Raw genomic sequence first — 16,834 nt, 5'->3', positions numbered from 1 at the left:
GGCGCAGCAGTCAGAGATTGTCCCCGGCTGCGGCTAGGGTGTGGCGGTGGGTGTCGAGGTGCGAGAACTGCTGGAGGCCGCGGTCTCCGGGATCGGCGGTCAGACGCGGCCGGGCCAGGTCGAGATGGCCGAGGCGGTCAACGGGTCGATGGAGGACGGATCCCATCTGCTCGTGCAGGCCGGCACGGGGACGGGGAAGTCCCTCGGCTACCTGGTTCCCGCGTTGCTGCACGCGTTGGAGGACCGCCGCGTCGTGGTTTCCACCGCGACCCTGGCGCTGCAGTCGCAGCTGGTGGATCGGGACATGCCCGCCCTGCTCGAGGCCACGGAGAAACTCCTGCCCCGGCGCCCGGCGTATGCGATTCAGAAGGGCCGCAACAACTACGCCTGCCTGCACCGGATCCGGGAGGGCGCGCCCGACGAGGACGGCATGCTCATCGACGTGCCGCCGCCGGGTGCGGTCGGCCAGCAGGTGCTCGAGCTGCGCGACTGGGCCGAGCAGCAACTGCTCGACGGTGAAGCCGGCGACCGCGACCACGCGCCCTCGCATCAGTACCAGGCTTGGCAGCAGGTCGCGATCGCCGCGCGCGAGTGCCTCGGCGCACAGAAGTGCCCGTACGGCGATGAGTGCTTCGCGGAGAAGGCGAAGGAACAGGCCCGCAAGGCGGACATCGTCATCACCAACCACGCGTTGCTCTCGATCGACGCGTTCGAGAACCACACCGTGCTGCCCGAGCACGACGTCGTGATCGTCGACGAGGCCCACGAACTGCCCGCTCGTGTCACCGGCGCCGCGGGGGCCGAGCTCTCGCCGCAGCTGGTCGAGCGCGCGGCCAAGCGCGCCAGGCGATTCGTGGACGACGACAACGCGGACGACCTGATCGACGCCTCCGACGCCCTGCGCGCGGCGCTGGACGAGACCCGCGAGGGGCGGATCGAGGCGGCGAACGGTGCCGTGCTGGAAGCGGCGGCGTTGGTCCGGGACGCGGCGCGCTCGGTGTACTCCGACCTGAACAAGAAGTCCGACGACAAGGACGACCCCGACGGCGCCAAGCGGCAGTCGAAGGGCGCGGTCAAGGAGATCTTCGACGTCGCCGAGCGGGTCGCCGCGCTCAGCGACCTCGACGTGGTCTGGCTGATCGACCGTGAGCGCTTCGGCCGCGAGCTCCGAATCGCTCCGCTCACCGTGGCGGGGTTGCTCCGGGAGCTGGTGCTGAAGGATCGGACCGTCGTGCTCACCTCGGCGACGCTGACCCTGGGCGGCGACTTCGACGCGATCGCCCGGCAGGTCGGCCTCCGCCCGGCGGACAAGCTCGACCTCGGCGATGAGCTGCCTTCGATCGACGCCGACTCCGAGACCGGGCCGCTGCCGTGGCGTGGGCTCGATGTGGGGTCACCTTTCGAGTACGAGAAACAAGGCATCCTGTATGTCGCGAAGCACCTGCCGCCACCGCACCGCGACGGCCTCGGCAAGAAGCAGTTCGAGGAGATCATCGACCTGATCACGGCCGCGGGCGGTCGCACGCTCGGACTCTTCTCGTCCCGGCGTGCTGCCGAGGCGGCCACGGCTGCCGTTCGCGAGGCCACCGAGCTGAAGGTGTTGTGCCAGGGCGACGCGCAGCTGGGCGAGTTGGCGCGCGAGTTCGTCGACGACCCCGAGACCTCTTTGTTCGGGACACTGTCGCTCTGGCAGGGCATCGATGTACCAGGGTCGACCTGCAACCTGGTGATCATCGACCGGGTCCCGTTCCCGCGGCCCGACGAGCCGCTGATGGCCGCGCGGCAGCGGGCCGTTGACGAGGCCGGCGGGAACGGGTTCATGGCGGTGGCGGCCACGCATGCGGCGTTGCTGCTGGCTCAGGGGACCGGCCGGCTGATCCGCCGGACCACCGATCGCGGTGTGGTGGCGATCCTCGACCCACGGATCGTCACCGCCCGGTACGGCGGCTACCTGCGCGCCTCCTTGCCGCCGATGTGGCCGACGGCCGATCGTGAGAAGGTGCTCGGCGCCTTGAAGAGACTCCAGGACTCATGAGCCCGGCGGGCGGGCCCCCGGTGCTGCCGATGATGGCGGCACTGGGACCGATGCCGTCCGGGCCGGGCTGGTCGTACGAGCTGAAGTGGGACGGCATCCGGGTGATCGCCGAGCTGGACGAAGGTGTCTGCCGGCTCTGGTCCCGGAACAGCCGCGACGTGTCCGCGGGATATCCCGAGCTGCTCGGCCTGGCGAAGTCGTCGGGGCTGCGGCTGCCCGCAGTACTGGACGGTGAGATCGTCACCCTGGACGAGAAGGGCGCGCCGTCGTTCGGCTTGCTCCAGCGGCGGATGCACGTCCGCGATCCGCGTCAGCTGGCCCAGCTGATCAACCAGGTGCCGGTCTCTGTGCGCCTCTTCGACGTGTTGCGGTTCGACGGCAAGTCATTGCTGGAGGCAACGTACGACGATCGGCGTGGGTTGCTGGACTCGCTGGACATCGACGACCCGTTCTGGGAGATCCCGCAGGCGTATGCCGATGGCGAGGAGGCGCTGGAGCTGTCGGTGTCGAACGGCCTCGAAGGGGTTGTCGCCAAGCGCCGGAAGTCGCGCTATCTGCCGGGCAGACGCAGCTCGGACTGGGTGAAGGTCAAACCTGTCCAGACCCGGGACGTGATCCTGTGCGGCTGGCATCCGGGGGAGGGCAACCGCGAGGGCAGGATCGGTTCGCTCTACTGCGGCGCCTACCGCGACGGCGAGCTCGTGCTGATCGGCAAGGTCGGCTCAGGCCTGGACTTCGCCATTCTCGAGATCCTCAGCGCCGAACTGGCCGCCCTCGAGATCGACCATCCACCCTTCGACGTCTCGTCCGTGCCCGGTCCCGACCGCCGGGCCGCCCATTGGCTGGACCCGCTCCTGGTCGCCGAGGTCACCTATTCCGGCTGGGCCGGCGACGGCCGCCTCCGCCATCCCGTCTGGCGGGGCCTCCGCCTGGACATGGACCCCGAATCGGTCACCCTCTGATCAATCGCTCGTTTCGCGCGTGCTGGGAGCAGGAACGGCGAGCGCCGCCTCGACCTTGTCGGCGAGCTTGTCCGGCGTATGAACAGGCGCATACCGCGCGATCACACTCCCGTCGCGCCCGACCAGGAACTTCGTGAAGCTCCACTTGATCCGCCCGCCGAGCAACCCACCCTGCTCGCGTTTCAACCAATTGAACAACGGCAGCGTGCGCGAACCGTTGACATCGATCTTGGCGAACATCGGGAACGTCACGTGATAGATCGTCGAGCAGAAGTTCGCGATCTCGTTCTCGTCGCCCGGCTCCTGGTGACCGAATTGGTCGCAGGGAAACCCGAGCACCGAGAACCCCTGCTTGCGGTACGTCTTGTACAGCTTCTGCAGGCCCGAATACTGCGGCGTATACGGGCTCTGCGATGCCGTGTTCACCACCAGGAGCACCTGGTCACGGAAGTCGGCAAGAGACTGTTCATTGCCTTCGATCCGTGTGGCACTGAAGTCATAGACAGTCGTCATATCTCAATCGTGACATGACAACGCCGACTCCGCTCGCCGTCTGAGATGTCAGACACGCCGCAGAACTGTTACGACCTTCCCGAGAATGGTGGCGTCCTTGCCGTCGATCGGCTCGAAAGCGGGGTTGTGCGGCAGCAGCAGAATCTCGTTCTTGGTCTTCTTGAACGTCTTCACCGTCGCCTCGCCGTCGATCATGGCGGCGACGATGTCACCGTTCTCCGCGGTTGGCTGCTGGCGGACCACGACCCAGTCGCCGTCGCAGATCGCCGCGTCGATCATCGACTCACCCTTGACCCTCAGCATGAACAAGGTGCCCTCACCGACCATTGCCCTAGGCAACGGGAAGACCTCCTCGATGTCCTGCTCCGCGAGGATCGGGCCACCGGCGGCGATCCGGCCGACGACCGGCACGTTCACCGCGTCCGGGTGCGCGTCGCCCGCACCGGTCTCGTCGTACGAGGTCTGGCGGACCGCGCCGAGGGAGCCCCGCCGGGCCGAGTCGGCGACCTCGTTGGGGTAGCGGACCTCGATCGCCCGCGGGCGGTTCGGATCGCGGCGGAGCAGTCCCTTCTGCTCCAGCACCCGAAGCTGGTGCGACACCGAGGAGGAGCTGGTCAGCCCGACCTTCTCGCCGATCTCCCGCATCGAGGGCGGGTAGCCCCGGCTGTCCACCGAGTCGCGGATGACGTCGAGGACCCGGCGCTGGCGCGGGGTCAGACCGGTGGCGTCGCTTGGACCGTCGGGCAGCTCGGACACGGTCTGGTCGGTGACCCCCGCAGTGGTGCGATCGTCCTTGCTGGAACCGCTCGGCGTCCTGGCCATCGGTGGCAACTCCTCGGGTCGGGCCGGCAGTCGGGCGCCGGCCTTGCTTCATCGACTGAGAAGACCGTAGACCGAATCCTGAGATTGTTCAAACATCTGTTCGAAGGCGTGTCGGTTCGCACGTTTGTTCGCGTGTCGGGTTATGGGCGTGAGCGCGACGGGTTGCCGGCCGGGAATTTCCCCGGCGTGTCCTGGTTGGAAATGGTTGCGCTCGTCGTGGTCGTCGGTTAATCATTCGTACAGGCGTTCGATCGAACAGGTGTTCGGGCCGGGCGGCGAACGAAAACTGTCGGCGGCGGCCGGTAGACAGAGATCGACACCGCAGCACGAGGTCTGAACGAGGTCTGGAGGATCCGATGAGTACAGCGGCCCTGGCAGCAGGCGCGACGCCTCAGGTGACAGTTGCGCCCGAGGTCGACGGCACGCGCCCGACCCGTCGCCGACGGATCGCCGGTACGACGACCGAGCGCATCCCGGTCCGCGCGTGCTCCGGCGACGACCTCGGGCGCCGCGCCCAGACCCGAGTGGCGGAGATCGAGCCGCCGGCCCTCCGCCTGACCCGGCGCGGTCAGGTGGTGCTCAGCACGGTCTCGGTGCTGATCTTCGGCGCGGCGATCGCCGTTCTCGGCCTGCGTGTGGCCGGCGTCCTCGAGCCCGAACCCCAGTTCACCCACACCATCTCCGTCGAGGTCGGCGCCGGCCAGAGCCTCTGGTCGATCGCCCAGGAGACCAACCCGACCGAGAACCCGGCCACCGTCGTCGAGAAGATCGCGGACCTCAACAACCTCCGCGGCCCCGCCGACATCACTCCCGGCCAAACCCTCCAAATCCCGACCCGCTGACCCCGCCCTTCCGGTTGTTCTACTGGGCGAGCAGCGCGGAGACGTCCACCGCCTGACCGGTTTCGAAGGACTGGTTGGCGGCCAGGCCGACCAGCAGTGAACGGGCGCCGTCGTGGTGGTCGGCGCTGCGACCCAGGGGATCTTCGTCGCCGTCGCCGAACAGAGACTCCAGCAGACGCGCATCGCCCCCGCCATGACCCTGACCCAGTTCGTGGTGGAGCAGCGTCTGCGGCGGCTCCCACAGCGGGTGAATCGTCAGCAGAGCCTCGGTCTCACCCGGCTTCGCATCGCCATGTTGTACAGCGGTCGAGTGCTCCTGCTCCTCGGCAGGCGTCGCGAACGTGTTCTCGCGAACCAGTAGTTCCAGCCGTCCAGCGCTCCCGTTGAACCCGATCCGGTAACCCTCCCAAGGCGAGTACGCCGTGAGGTGATAGCTGAGCGAAGCGCCCGACGAATAGCGCACCAGCACCGCCATGTCGTCCTCGATGGTGATTCCCGGCGCGAACACGTTCTGGTCCCGGTGGTACCCGTCCTCGTGCTCGGCTTCGAGATAGAGCTCACGCAACTTCTCGGACGCGGCCAGCTTGATCGCGAACGGATCGTCCTTGGCCTCGGCCGAGCCGTCCGCGCGGTCGTAGTCTCTGGCCAATCCGCGGCGCTTGCCGTTCTCGTCGCCGTAGAAGAAGAGCTTTCCGTCGGCGTACACCTTGACCGGCTCGGAGTCGATCCACCAGTTCACCAGGTCGAAGTGGTGCGTCGCCTTGTGCACCATCAGGCCACCGGCGTTCGCCTTGTCCCGGTGCCAGCGGCGGAAGTAGTCCGCACCGTGCCGCACGTCGAGCAGCCATTCGAAGTGCACCGAGCCGATGTCGCCGATCGCGCCCGAGGCGAGGACTTCACGCACTTTCTCGTGCACCGGGTTGTAGCGGTAGTTGAATGCCACCCGGACCGAGCCGGACGACTTCTCAGCCGCGTCGAGAATCCGCCGGCACCGCACCGGATCCATCGTCATCGGCTTCTCGGTGACCACGTCGAGCCCCGCCTCCAGCGCGGCCACGATGTAGTCGTCGTGGGTCCGGTCCATCGACGTCACCACCACGACGTCGACCCGCTGCTCCTCGAGCATCCGGCCGAAATCACCTGCCTCGTACTGCGGGACCGCGGCGTATCCGTAGCGTTCGGCGATCCACCGATTGTGGACGGCGATCCGCGTCTGGTTCACATCGCAGAATCCCACCAGCTCCGCGCGATCGGCGTACGGGCCGGCCAGCGCGTCCACGAAGGTCTGCGCCCGAGCCCCCAATCCGACCACGGCATAGCGACGGCGTGCTTCGTTGGCAGTTGGCACAAGCGCTCCCTCAGAGACGGCAAACGTTTGCAATTCGATCACGTTCGCACGCAATCGAACAACCCCCTACTTCACCGTTCGGAGCCAAAGATCCGCGTAGCGCCGCCCGTCTACTGCCGTAGCGACCTGTACTACGGTCGGCGCCGCGCCGTGCGGGTCGCTCGTCAGATCGCCCGACCAGTCCCGGGTGTCCACGATCGTGCGACCTCGTGACCAATTGCCGGACAGCTCGACGCGGAGCGGGAACGCCTGCGTGGTCAGGCCCGCCGGGTCGATCACGGCGCAGACCGCGCCACCGTCGCCGATGCTCGCGGCCTTCGCCCGGTAGAGCTGGCTCCGCTTCTCGATCAGCGCCCGCGCCAGCGAGGCGGACGTCGAACCCTCGAGCGCACGAGCCTCCTCCAGCGAGATCTCCACGTCGTAGAACACGTCCAGCCCGTACATGGTCACCGGTACGCCGAGGTCTCCCGCCGCGCTGAGCACGATCGCCGCGGCTTCCGGATCGGTCCAGATGTTGAACTCGGCCGAGGCGGTCGCGTTGCCGATTCCGGCGGCGCCTCCCATGAAGACGATCTCCCGCAACCCCGCGGCGGCATCGGGGTAAGTCCTCAGCAGCAGCGCGATGTTCGTCATCGGGGCCAGCGGGATGAGCGTCACCTTCTCGCCGCTCCGGACCGCCTCCAGGAGCACGTCGCGGAGCAACTCGACCGCGTGGCGCGCGTCCGGAGTACGGGCTGATCGGGGCCAGTCCAGGTCGCCGAGGCCGTCGGTGCCATGCACGTGCGGCGCGGCCCGCACCGGCTGCAGCAGCGGCAAGGCCGCGCCGCGGGCCACTGGGACGTCCGGGCGGCCGGCTGCCTCCAGTACGGTGAGCGTGTTGATGACGACCTCGTCCAGGCCAACGTTGCCGCCGACGCAGGTCACCGCCTTCAGCTCCAGGTCGGGGTGTCGGGCAGCAAGCAGCAGCGCACAGGCGTCGTCGAGCCCGGTGTCGACGTCCAGGATGACCGGTTTCATACCGACATCCTCATGCATCCGAACTGCCCGTCCGGGGTCCGGCATGATGTGCCGGCCGCATGACTGACGAGGAGCTCGAGAGAGAGGCGCTGGGCGTCGCTGCCCGCCCCTGCTGCCGCTCCCGCGACGGGTACCGGCGACTGTTCCACCAGCATGTGCTGGGGCGGACCGGGGCTGCGATTTCGACTTCTGCGGCGCCCTCCGAGAGACCCCTCCGGGGGGTGCTCCGGCGCCGTATTCTGCGCCTGTCCGGGGCCGTTGCGGTGGCGCCACGCGGGACTACACGGGGCCGCGCGGGTGTTGGAACAAAGAGACGCGCGCGAGATCCGATCGTTCTTGCAAACTGTCGGAGCAGGGACGTAGCATCCCTAGATGTAGTAGTTACACCCGTGTAAGTCATCCACAGGTAGTGGTTAGTACACACAGGTCATACACAAGTTGTCCCCAGCTGATCCACAGGGAGGAGTGGTCGTCGTGCATTGTCCCTACTGCCGGCACGTTGACTCCCGGGTGGTCGACAGCCGGGTCGCCGAGGACGGCGGAGCGATCCGCCGCCGGCGGCAGTGCCCGGTCTGCGAGAAGCGGTTCACCACCGTCGAGCAGATGCAGCTCACGGTCGTGAAGCGCTCCGGCGCCACCGAGCCGTTCAGCCGGGAGAAGGTCATCAGGGGAGTCGGCAAGGCCTGCAAGGGCCGGCCGGTCGACGTGGACGCCCTGGCCCGGCTGGGCCAGCAGGTCGAGGACGCGCTGAAAGGCAGCGGCTCGCCGGAGGTGCCCGCGCACGAGGTCGGACTGGCGATCCTCGGACCGCTCCGGGAGCTGGACGAGGTCGCGTACCTGCGCTTCGCGAGCGTCTACCGGCAGTTCGAGTCGGCCGACGACTTCGAGACGGAGATCGCGCTGCTCCGGGCCGAGAAGGAGCCCGAGGGCACCGAGCCCCGCCCGCTGAAGCCGACCCAGCAGACATAAATCGGGGAATTGCAGCAACCAGCGGTACGCAGTACAGGCACGACCAACGGGGCGGCCCCGACAGGCCGCGGCAGTGCAGACACAGGGCAGACACAGGGCGAGGAGCAACCATGACAGAGACGGTGACCGGCCACTCGGGGCCGACCAAGCGGTCGGCGGCCGGGTTCCGGGGGCGCAAGAACGCACCCGCGGGACTCACCATCGAGCGCATCTTCACGACCGAGGGGATCCACCCGTACGACGAGGTGACGTGGGAGCGTCGCGACGTCGTGCAGCAGAACTGGAAGACGGGTGAGACCGTCTTCGAGCAGCGCGGGGTCGAGTTCCCCGACTACTGGAGCGTGAATGCCTCCACCATCGTCACCACCAAGTACTTCCGCGGCGCCGTCGGCCACGACAACCGCGAGTGGAGCCTCAAGCAACTGCTCGACCGGGTGGTCAAGACCTACCGCAAGGCCGGCGAGGACTACGGGTACTTCGCGTCCCCGGCCGATGCCGAGGTGTTCGAGCACGAGCTGACCTGGATGCTGCTGCACCAGTACTTCAGCTTCAACTCGCCGGTCTGGTTCAACGTCGGCACGTCCTCGCCGCAGCAGGTGTCGGCCTGCTTCATCCTCGCCGTGGACGACTCGATGGACTCGATCCTGAACTGGTACAAGGAAGAGGGCCTGATCTTCAAGGGCGGCTCCGGTGCCGGTCTGAACCTGTCCCGGATCCGTTCCTCCAAGGAGCTGCTGCAGTCGTCCGGCGGCACCGCCTCGGGCCCGGTCAGCTTCATGCGCGGCGCGGACGCGTCGGCCGGCACGATCAAGTCCGGTGGCGCCACCCGGCGCGCGGCCAAGATGGTCGTGCTGGACGTCGACCACCCGGACATCGAGGAGTTCGTCGAGACCAAGATGCGCGAGGAGGAGAAGATCCGGGTTCTCCGCGACGCCGGGTTCGACATGGACCTCGGCGGCCGCGACATCACCTCGGTGCAGTACCAGAACGCGAACAACTCGGTCCGGGTGACGGACGAGTTCATGCGCGCGGTCGAGGAGAAGGGCGAGTTCGGGCTGCGCGCCCGGATCGACAACTCGATCATCGAGACGGTCGACGCCCGCGAGCTGTTCGACAAGATCTCGCACGCCGCGTGGGCCTGCGCCGACCCAGGGCTGCAGTACGACGACACCATCAACGACTGGCACACCACCCCGGAGACGGGCCGGATCACCGCGTCCAACCCGTGCTCGGAGTACATGCACCTGGACAACTCGTCCTGCAACCTGGCCTCGCTGAACCTGATGAAGTTCCTGACCGACGACGACTCCTTCGACTCGGAGAACTTCGTCAAGGCGGTCGAGCTGATCATCACCGCGATGGACATCTCGATCTGCTTCGCCGACTTCCCGACCGAGGCGATCGGCGACACCACCCGCGCCTACCGGCAGCTCGGCATCGGCTACGCCAACCTCGGCGCACTGCTGATGGCGACCGGCCACGCCTACGACTCGGACGGTGGTCGCGCACTGGCGGGCGCTATCACCTCGCTGATGACAGGTACGTCGTACAAGCGCTCGGCCGAACTGGCCGGCGTCGTCGGCCCGTACGACGGGTTCGAGCGGAACAAGGACGCGCACACCCGGGTGATGCGCAAGCACGCCGCGGCCAACGACGCGATCCGGACGATCCACGAGATCGACAAGGACGTGCAGAAGCACGCGACGGCAGCCTGGGAAGGCGTGCTGAAGCTCGGCGCCAAGAACGGCTGGCGGAACGCGCAGGCCTCCGTGCTCGCGCCGACCGGCACCATCGGCTTCATGATGGACTGCGACACCACCGGTATCGAGCCGGACTTCTCGCTGGTCAAGTTCAAGAAGCTGGTCGGCGGCGGCTCGATGCAGATCGTCAACCAGACGGTGCCGCGGGCGCTGCGTCAGTACGGCTACACCGAGGAGACGATCGAGGCGATCGTCGAGTACATCGCCGAGCACGGCCACGTCGTCGACGCACCGGGTCTGAAGACCGAGCACTACGAGATCTTCGACACCGCGATGGGCGAGCGGGCCATCAAGCCGATGGGCCACGTCCGGATGATGGCGGCCGCGCAGCCGTTCCTGTCGGGTGCCATCTCGAAGACCGTCAACCTTCCTGAGACTGCGACGGTCGAAGAGATCGCCGACGTCTACTTCCAGGGCTGGAAGCTCGGCCTGAAGGCTCTGGCCGTCTACCGCGACAACTGCAAGGTCGGCCAGCCGCTGTCGGACTCCAAGTCCGCCAAGGCTTCTGCGGCCGCGGAAGCGCCGGTCGTCGAGAAGATCATCGAGTACAGGCCGACCCGCAAGCGTCTGCCGAAGTCGCGCCCGTCCCGCACCACGTCCTTCAGCGTCGGTGGCGCCGAGGGCTACATGACCGCCGGTTCCTACCCGGACGACGGTCTGGGCGAGGTCTTCCTGAAGATGGGCAAGCAGGGTTCGACCCTGGCCGGTGTGATGGACGCGTTCTCGATCGCGATCTCGGTCGCCCTGCAGCACGGTGTGCCGCTGGAGACCTACGTCCAGAAGTTCACCAACCTGAAGTTCGAGCCGGCCGGTCTGACCGACGACCCGGACGTGCGGATGGCGCAGTCGATCATGGACTACATCTTCCGCCGTCTGGCCCTGGACTACCTACCGTTCGACGACCGTGCGGCCCTGGGCATCTACTCGGCCGACGAGCGCTCCCGGCAGCTCGACACCGGCTCGTATGAGGCCCCGGTGGAGGTGTCCGAGGCCGAGTCCCTGAAGGCGGTCGAGCCGGCCGCCGAGAAGCCCGTCGAGGAGGCAGCGTCGGCCAAGACGCTCGACACCTCGGAGGTCCGCACGACCGCCGAGATGTTCGAGCTCATCACCGGGACCTCGGTGGACGCACCCCTGTGCTTCACCTGCGGTACCAAGATGCGCCCTAGCGGCTCCTGCTACGTCTGCGAAGGCTGCGGCAGCACGTCCGGCTGCAGCTGACACCCCTAAGTGAAAGCGCCACGGCCCCCGGCGGGTTCCACCTCCCCGGGGGCCGCAGCGCGTCTACCGCTAGCCGTCGGCGGCTTCAGCCCATCTTCCAGAGGATGAGGTCTTGGCAGTGTTTCGCCTGCTTGGTCACCGACATGATGAACCCCCCTGTAGATGGGCGAGGAAGAACCCCGGCTCCATCCGGGATGTCGCGCGGCTACTTCGGGCGTTACACAGGCGGGCTTGCGGTTTAGCGCTCTCGGGTAGGGATTGTTGCGGGTGTTGGTCGCGGGCCGCGAGCACCGAACTGGGTAGTCGCAAGAGGTCTGGAGGTGGTGAGCGGCTTCTGGCCGGTCCAGGCGTGCGCGATGGCGCGTTGCATGTCGCGCTCAGCTTGGCGTTGGGCTTCGTTGCCGCCGGAGGACGCGGGCCGGTGGCCGAATCGGTCTAGGTCGGGCTGCTTGCTCTGTAAGTCTCGATCGAGCCGTGCGCTGGTTTGTTCGTATACGTTGCCGGCGCCGTGGCGCGGGCGTACGGCAAGGAGTTCGCGGCCGTTCAGGGGTCCTTCGAGGTTCATTGCCGGGATCTCGCGGAAGGTCAGCCGGTGGTCGGCCTTCTGCTGTGGATCAGACTGCAGCTTGGACGACACACAATCGCGAAGGTCCCCCTCGCCAGCTTCGTATCCGAGGACGTGATGCCCGTCCGACCGCCCCGACATCAAATCAGACATCTCACGAACGATCTGCTTACGCAGGAAGTCCTCTTGGAACAGTTCGCCGATCAGCAGCTCGACCGCTGGCTGACTGGTCACTTCCGTTCATCGTCCTCGCGGCGTATCTCCTCGAGCACTCGTTCCGTCTCAGGCCCCATCATCGCGGCGAACTCATCCAGGGTCATCGCACGGCTGGTCGAGAGCGGTTTGGTGTTGTAGGTGCGGGTTGTGGGGTCGTCCACCTGGCCGGCAGGTGGTTCGTCGTCGCCGCGGAGGTGGCGGTATTGCTGCGGCGACATGATCACGGCCGCGGGCTCTGTCGAGTCGCTCCACAGGATCGGGGCGGTGAAGCTGCCGGCGCGGATGGATTCGACGATCGCCGGCAACTGAACGCTGATCGCGTCGGGCGTGAACGGCTCGCCAGTGGCGGCAAACTTGTCGAGTCCGCCGAGATCCTCGTACTCATCAAAAGTCAGCAGAACGGCTTCGGGCTTGCCGTCATCACCGAAGGAGAAGGCGAAGCTGCTCTCGTCGCGGAACCTCGCCAGCACCGCGGCCGGGTCGCGTCGTACGTCGTCGACTGTGGGAATCTCTGCGTCGTTTGCTGCCATCCCATGATTCTAGGAACACGAGCGGTTTGCCGGCGGAAGTTATACACAGCCCGAGAAACCACGGCCTCGTGGATGCCGATGCCGTCAACGTTAACTGCAGCACCCGAAGGTTGCCTCGGGCCCCAGACGGTTCCGGACAGGCTCCGAGCCCTCCGACAGTCAACTTCCTGGCAAAGGTGTTCGGTGGCAACGCTACTCGATCCAGCCCTGATTCTGATGTGATGTTTCCCCTTGTGGATAAGGGAAAACGGCTGACCGTGGGTTTGCGGTCAGTTAATCAGTCAGCGTAGACTCGAACACATGTTCGTAGAGGATGTGACCCAGTTGGCCGCGGCCGAGACACTCGCCGCGACCGGTGAGTGGCACGCCTTGCAACGCGAATCTGAGGTCAAGCTCCTCCAGCTCGCAGTGCACTATGCCGACCTGTTCCCCAGCCCGGCAAGGGTCCCCGATGACCAGCCTGGTGGTGAACGCGGCGTGGTGTATGGCGGGGCCGGCTGCCCAGCTATCGCCGAGTTCGCTGTCGCAGAGTTCGCGGCGATGCTCGGCGTGACATCGGAGTCGGGGGCTAGGTTCATCGGTCAGGCGCTCGCGCTGCGGCACCGGTTGCCGCTGACCTGGGCGCGAGTGGAGTCGGGTCAGGCGACGGCATGGAAGGCCCGGTTGATCGCGACCGCGTGCCTGCCGCTGTCGGTAGAAGCGGCCGCGCTGGTCGATGCGCGGGTCGCGGGGATCGTGGACAGCCTGAGTGCGATCCAGGTGAGCAACATCGTCAAGGCTTCGATCTGGGATGCCGACCCCGCCGCGGCCCGCGCTGCCAGCGAACAGAAGGTGAGGGAACGTGGCGTTTGGCCGGGGCGTTCCGATGAGCACGGCACCACCAAGCTGTTCGCCAAGGCGGCTACCGGCGATGTGATCCGCTTCGATGCCATCATTGCCCAGATCGCCGACGGCCTGGCCGCCATGGGTGACACCGATCCCCTCGACCTGCGTCGGGCCAAGGCGCTAGGCATCCTCGCCGACCCTGCCTTCGCTCACGAGTTGCTGGAGGTAGCCCAATATCTCGCCACCAGCCAAACGCCGACCGAGCCGAGTGAACAGGGTGAAGGCCCGGCACGAGCTAAGTCCACCGGGCTTCGCGATCACGGTGGAGCGGACGCTGCACCGGCCGGAGCCAGCGCGCCCAACGTAGACCGCGAGTCGGCCGGAGCTGACGGCGAGCGGACCGGCGAGCGGACCGGCGAGCCTGCGCAAGCGGCTGACATACCCAGCGCCGGGGACGCCCCGAGCACGGATGACCGCCGGCAGATCGACAGCGAGCGGGCCGATGAATTGCAGGCAGACGAGGTGACCCGCGATGGTCAGCCGGCTGCTGACCTGTTCCTAGCCGACGAACCCGGCCCCGACGCCGAAGCCGATCGGGATGCGCCCGACCCGAGCCAGCCCGGTCACCCGCTCGATCCGCCCCCACCACCCAGCCGTGGCAAGAGGAGAGGCACTGCGGAAGAGACCGTGCGCGGCATGGACTTTGCCGCACGACGGGACCTCGCCGCGAGGTTGGCCGCGATCAAGGAAGCCGCCGACACCGCCACCTGTGACCCCGGCGAGAGCTCTGTCGGAGGCGACGCGGATGGGCCGAGCCCGGGCGACACAACCGGTCGCGGTCCTCGGCGCAGAGCCCGACGTAGACCCGGGCGGACGAAGATTTACCTCCACATCACCGACGAGACGCTCCTTGCCGGTGGGGGAGTCACGCGCGTCGAAGGCTTCGGGCCGGTGTTTGCCGCAAAGCTGGCCGAGTTGCTTGGTCATGACCACATCGACGTCCAGCCGGTGATCGACCTCAAGGATCACCTCAGCGTGAACGCCTACGAAATACCACGTCGGATCAGGGAACGCGTCAAGCTCACCTACCCGGTCGAGCAGTTCCCGTTTGGTGCGGGCGAAACGACCAACAGCACCGACCTCGACCACGTAATGCCGTTCGACCCGACCGGGCCGCCGGGACAAACCAGCACGAGCAACCTCAGACCCCTGCGGCGCTTCAGCCACAGGGTAAAGACCCGCGGCGGTTGGAAGGTCCGACCCATCGACGGCCACGCGCTGGTATGGACCACCCGCCACGGCTTCAAGTTCCGCGTCGACCACACCGGAACCCACCGGATCACCGACGAGGAAGAGATCTGAGCGGGGAGTTCTGTGCCATCAACGATGAGGCCGCAGGTCACGTCGCCATCATGCGGTTGTTCACCGGCGGCATCAGCGGGTTCCTTTCCGGCCACTCCGCCGCCATGCGGCTGCGCGGAGTCGCCGTTCACGAAGAGTCCGTCCTCGCTTCGCTGTTGGCTGGACTGGGCGGTGGAAGCGGGGCTGACGTACCTTCGGTGGTGTGAGGGAGATGGTTGATCTCCTCGAGGTAGGTGAGGCCGCACTTGCCGACGGGGACTGGGTGGGGGCGCGGGCCGCGTTCGGCGAGTTGGTCGGGGTCGATGAGACCGCCGACAGTTTGTCGGGTCTGGCGGCCGCGCACTGGTGGCTGGGCGACATCCGCGGCGCCTTCTCCTGTTGGGAACGGGCCTTTGCAGCCTCCGCTCAAGCCGACCCGGTACGGGCGGCCCGGGTGACCGTCCGGCTCGCCGTGCTCTACGACGCCAATGCAGGGAACTCAGCCGTCGCGAAAGAGTGGGTGGCGCGTGCGGTTGAGCTCTCGCTGATTCTGGACGACCCGGTTGTCACGGCGTGGACCCTTGTGGCCAGGGGCGCGGCGGAAGAGGACCCTCTGCAAGTCGCCGCCTGGGCCGAACGAATCCTGCGAGCCGGCCAGGATGCCGATGACCGCGACCTGCAGCTCCACGGGCTGAGCATGTGGGGCTCGGCCTTGATCGATCTCGGCCGCGTGACCGAGGGCGCGGCCATGCTGGACGAGGCGTTGGCCGGCGCGCTCGTCGCCCAGCCCATGAACCTGGACACGGTGGTCTTCGCCGGCCGCATGTTGATGCAGTCGTGTGTGCGCGGCGCGGATTTCCTCCGGGTCGTGCAATGGATCCGGTCTCTGGCCGACTTCACAGAACGATATGGCTGCCCATACCTGCACGCGATCTGCCGGGCCTCGTACGGCGCAGTACTGGTCGCTACCGGGGACTGGGTCAGAGCCGAGACTGAGCTTGCGGCGGCGGGGGAGCTGGCTGGTGATTCCCTGCCGGCGGTTCAAGCAGAGGTGGCTGCCTATCTGGCGGATCTCCGGCTTGCTCAAGGACGCGTTGATGAGGCTCGTCGGCTTCTGGCCGGGTACGAGGATCGCCTCGTCGTACGGCCCGTTCTGACCGCCGCTCACCTGGCGGCCGGCGAGACAGCGACGGCGGTCGCAATGGCCCGACGACAGCTCGACAACCTGGAGGGTCGCTACATCGAGGAGTCTTGCCTTCGGGAGGTGCTCGGCGAGGCCTACCTGGCCGGCGGTGATTTCGGCAGTGCCTCCGACGAAGGCAGGCATCTCGCCACCGTCGGCGTCCGCGCAGACAGTGTTCTGATCAAGGCCCGGGCCGAGCGGCTACTGGGACGGGCGTTGCTCGCGGCGGGCGACAACGACGCCGCACAGGATCACCTGGCCGCAGCGGACGCGCAGTACGCGTGGCTCGAGATGCCGCTCGAAGTTGCTCGCACTCGGCTGGCACAAGCCGTCGCGATGTCGACCGAGCAGCTGGAGTCCGCTGTGGACGAAGCACGCGTCGCCTTGACCGTCTTCGAGGATCTGGGCGCCGCCCGGGATGCCGATGCGGCCGCCACCTGGCTTGAATCTGTCGGCGCCACCGCGGGTCGCAAAGGGCCGAGGGGGCTCGGCGTTCTCACCAAGCGCGAGCGCGACGTCTTAGGTGTGTTGGCGGAGGGCCTGTCGAATCCAGAGATCGCCGCGAGCCTCTACCTCAGTCGCCGAACCGTCGAACACCATGTCGCCAGCGTCTTGTCCAAGCTCGGCCTCCAGAACCGAACAGAGGCTGCCGCTTACGTCGCGCACCACCTTGTCGAGAAGTAGCAGC

The 16,834-nt window shown here is 67.2% G+C and carries 14 protein-coding genes; 8 read left to right on the top strand and 6 right to left on the bottom strand.

Annotated elements, in window-relative coordinates:
• The first annotated feature begins 40 nt into the window (after positions 1-40).
• Both ABD210_RS02110 and ligD read left to right on the top strand, forming a co-directional pair.
• Positions 41-2,035, top strand: a complete 1,995-nt coding sequence (locus ABD210_RS02110) for an ATP-dependent DNA helicase (protein WP_344108012.1) — start codon at positions 41-43, stop codon at positions 2,033-2,035.
• Complete coding sequence (gene ligD, locus ABD210_RS02105) at positions 2,032-2,997, top strand: non-homologous end-joining DNA ligase (RefSeq protein ID WP_344108010.1); 966 nt, start codon at positions 2,032-2,034, stop codon at positions 2,995-2,997. The genes ABD210_RS02110 and ligD overlap by 4 nt, the downstream gene beginning before the upstream one ends.
• Here the strand turns inward: ligD and ABD210_RS02100 are convergent, their stop codons facing one another.
• Positions 2,998-3,510 carry a glutathione peroxidase gene (locus tag ABD210_RS02100; RefSeq protein ID WP_344108008.1) on the bottom strand — a complete coding sequence of 171 codons (513 nt, stop codon included), beginning with the start codon at positions 3,508-3,510 and terminating at the stop codon, positions 2,998-3,000.
• Between the two features lie 48 nt (positions 3,511-3,558).
• Positions 3,559-4,332: a transcriptional repressor LexA gene (gene lexA, locus ABD210_RS02095; RefSeq protein ID WP_344108006.1), complete on the bottom strand. Its 774-nt coding sequence runs from the start codon at positions 4,330-4,332 to the stop codon at positions 3,559-3,561.
• 356 nt (positions 4,333-4,688) lie between these two features.
• On the opposite strand from lexA, the gene ABD210_RS02090 reads away from it, so the two are divergent.
• Complete coding sequence (locus ABD210_RS02090) at positions 4,689-5,174, top strand: LysM peptidoglycan-binding domain-containing protein (RefSeq protein WP_344108004.1); 486 nt, start codon at positions 4,689-4,691, stop codon at positions 5,172-5,174.
• 19 nt (positions 5,175-5,193) lie between these two features.
• Here ABD210_RS02090 and ABD210_RS02085 read toward each other — a convergent pair whose 3' ends face one another.
• Positions 5,194-6,522 (bottom strand): Gfo/Idh/MocA family protein, encoded by a 1,329-nt coding sequence (locus ABD210_RS02085; RefSeq protein ID WP_344108002.1) that lies wholly within the window; start codon positions 6,520-6,522, stop codon positions 5,194-5,196.
• Between the two features lie 66 nt (positions 6,523-6,588).
• Entirely contained in the window at positions 6,589-7,539 is a 951-nt protein-coding gene (locus ABD210_RS02080) for a nucleoside hydrolase (protein ID WP_344108000.1), read from the bottom strand.
• 474 nt (positions 7,540-8,013) lie between these two features.
• Between ABD210_RS02080 and nrdR the strand changes: the two genes are divergently transcribed.
• A complete protein-coding gene (gene nrdR, locus ABD210_RS02075) occupies positions 8,014-8,508 on the top strand; it encodes a transcriptional regulator NrdR (RefSeq protein ID WP_344108947.1) in 495 nt (164 codons plus the stop codon).
• A 110-nt stretch (positions 8,509-8,618) separates the two neighbouring features.
• Positions 8,619-11,486, top strand: a complete 2,868-nt coding sequence (locus tag ABD210_RS02070) for a vitamin B12-dependent ribonucleotide reductase (protein ID WP_344107998.1) — start codon at positions 8,619-8,621, stop codon at positions 11,484-11,486.
• Between the two features lie 238 nt (positions 11,487-11,724).
• On the opposite strand, the gene ABD210_RS02065 is transcribed toward ABD210_RS02070, so the two are convergent.
• Both ABD210_RS02065 and ABD210_RS02060 read right to left on the bottom strand, forming a co-directional pair.
• Positions 11,725-12,285, bottom strand: a complete 561-nt coding sequence (locus ABD210_RS02065; RefSeq protein WP_344107995.1) for a hypothetical protein — start codon at positions 12,283-12,285, stop codon at positions 11,725-11,727.
• Entirely contained in the window at positions 12,282-12,797 is a 516-nt protein-coding gene (locus ABD210_RS02060) for a hypothetical protein (protein WP_344107992.1), read from the bottom strand. The genes ABD210_RS02065 and ABD210_RS02060 overlap by 4 nt, the downstream gene beginning before the upstream one ends.
• A gap of 300 nt (positions 12,798-13,097) precedes the next feature.
• Here ABD210_RS02060 and ABD210_RS02055 point away from each other — a divergent pair, with 300 nt between their 5' ends.
• Genes ABD210_RS02055 through ABD210_RS02045 form a run of 3 tightly spaced genes read left to right on the top strand, consistent with a single transcriptional unit; the run spans position 13,098 to position 16,830 of the window.
• Positions 13,098-14,984 (top strand): hypothetical protein, encoded by a 1,887-nt coding sequence (locus ABD210_RS02055; RefSeq protein WP_344107990.1) that lies wholly within the window; start codon positions 13,098-13,100, stop codon positions 14,982-14,984.
• Between the two features lie 50 nt (positions 14,985-15,034).
• Positions 15,035-15,190, top strand: coding sequence for a hypothetical protein (locus tag ABD210_RS02050; protein ID WP_344107988.1), 156 nt, complete (start codon positions 15,035-15,037; stop codon positions 15,188-15,190).
• A 5-nt stretch (positions 15,191-15,195) separates the two neighbouring features.
• Positions 15,196-16,830 carry a LuxR C-terminal-related transcriptional regulator gene (locus ABD210_RS02045; RefSeq protein ID WP_344108945.1) on the top strand — a complete coding sequence of 545 codons (1,635 nt, stop codon included), beginning with the start codon at positions 15,196-15,198 and terminating at the stop codon, positions 16,828-16,830.
• Positions 16,831-16,834: the final 4 nt, after the last annotated feature.

This window comes from Kribbella alba (assembly GCF_039529635.1).
In the GTDB taxonomy this organism is placed as follows: Bacteria; Actinomycetota; Actinomycetes; order Propionibacteriales; family Kribbellaceae; genus Kribbella; species Kribbella alba.
Note: the sequence above shows the minus strand (reverse complement) of the source record. Positions and strands in the feature narration are given on the sequence as shown.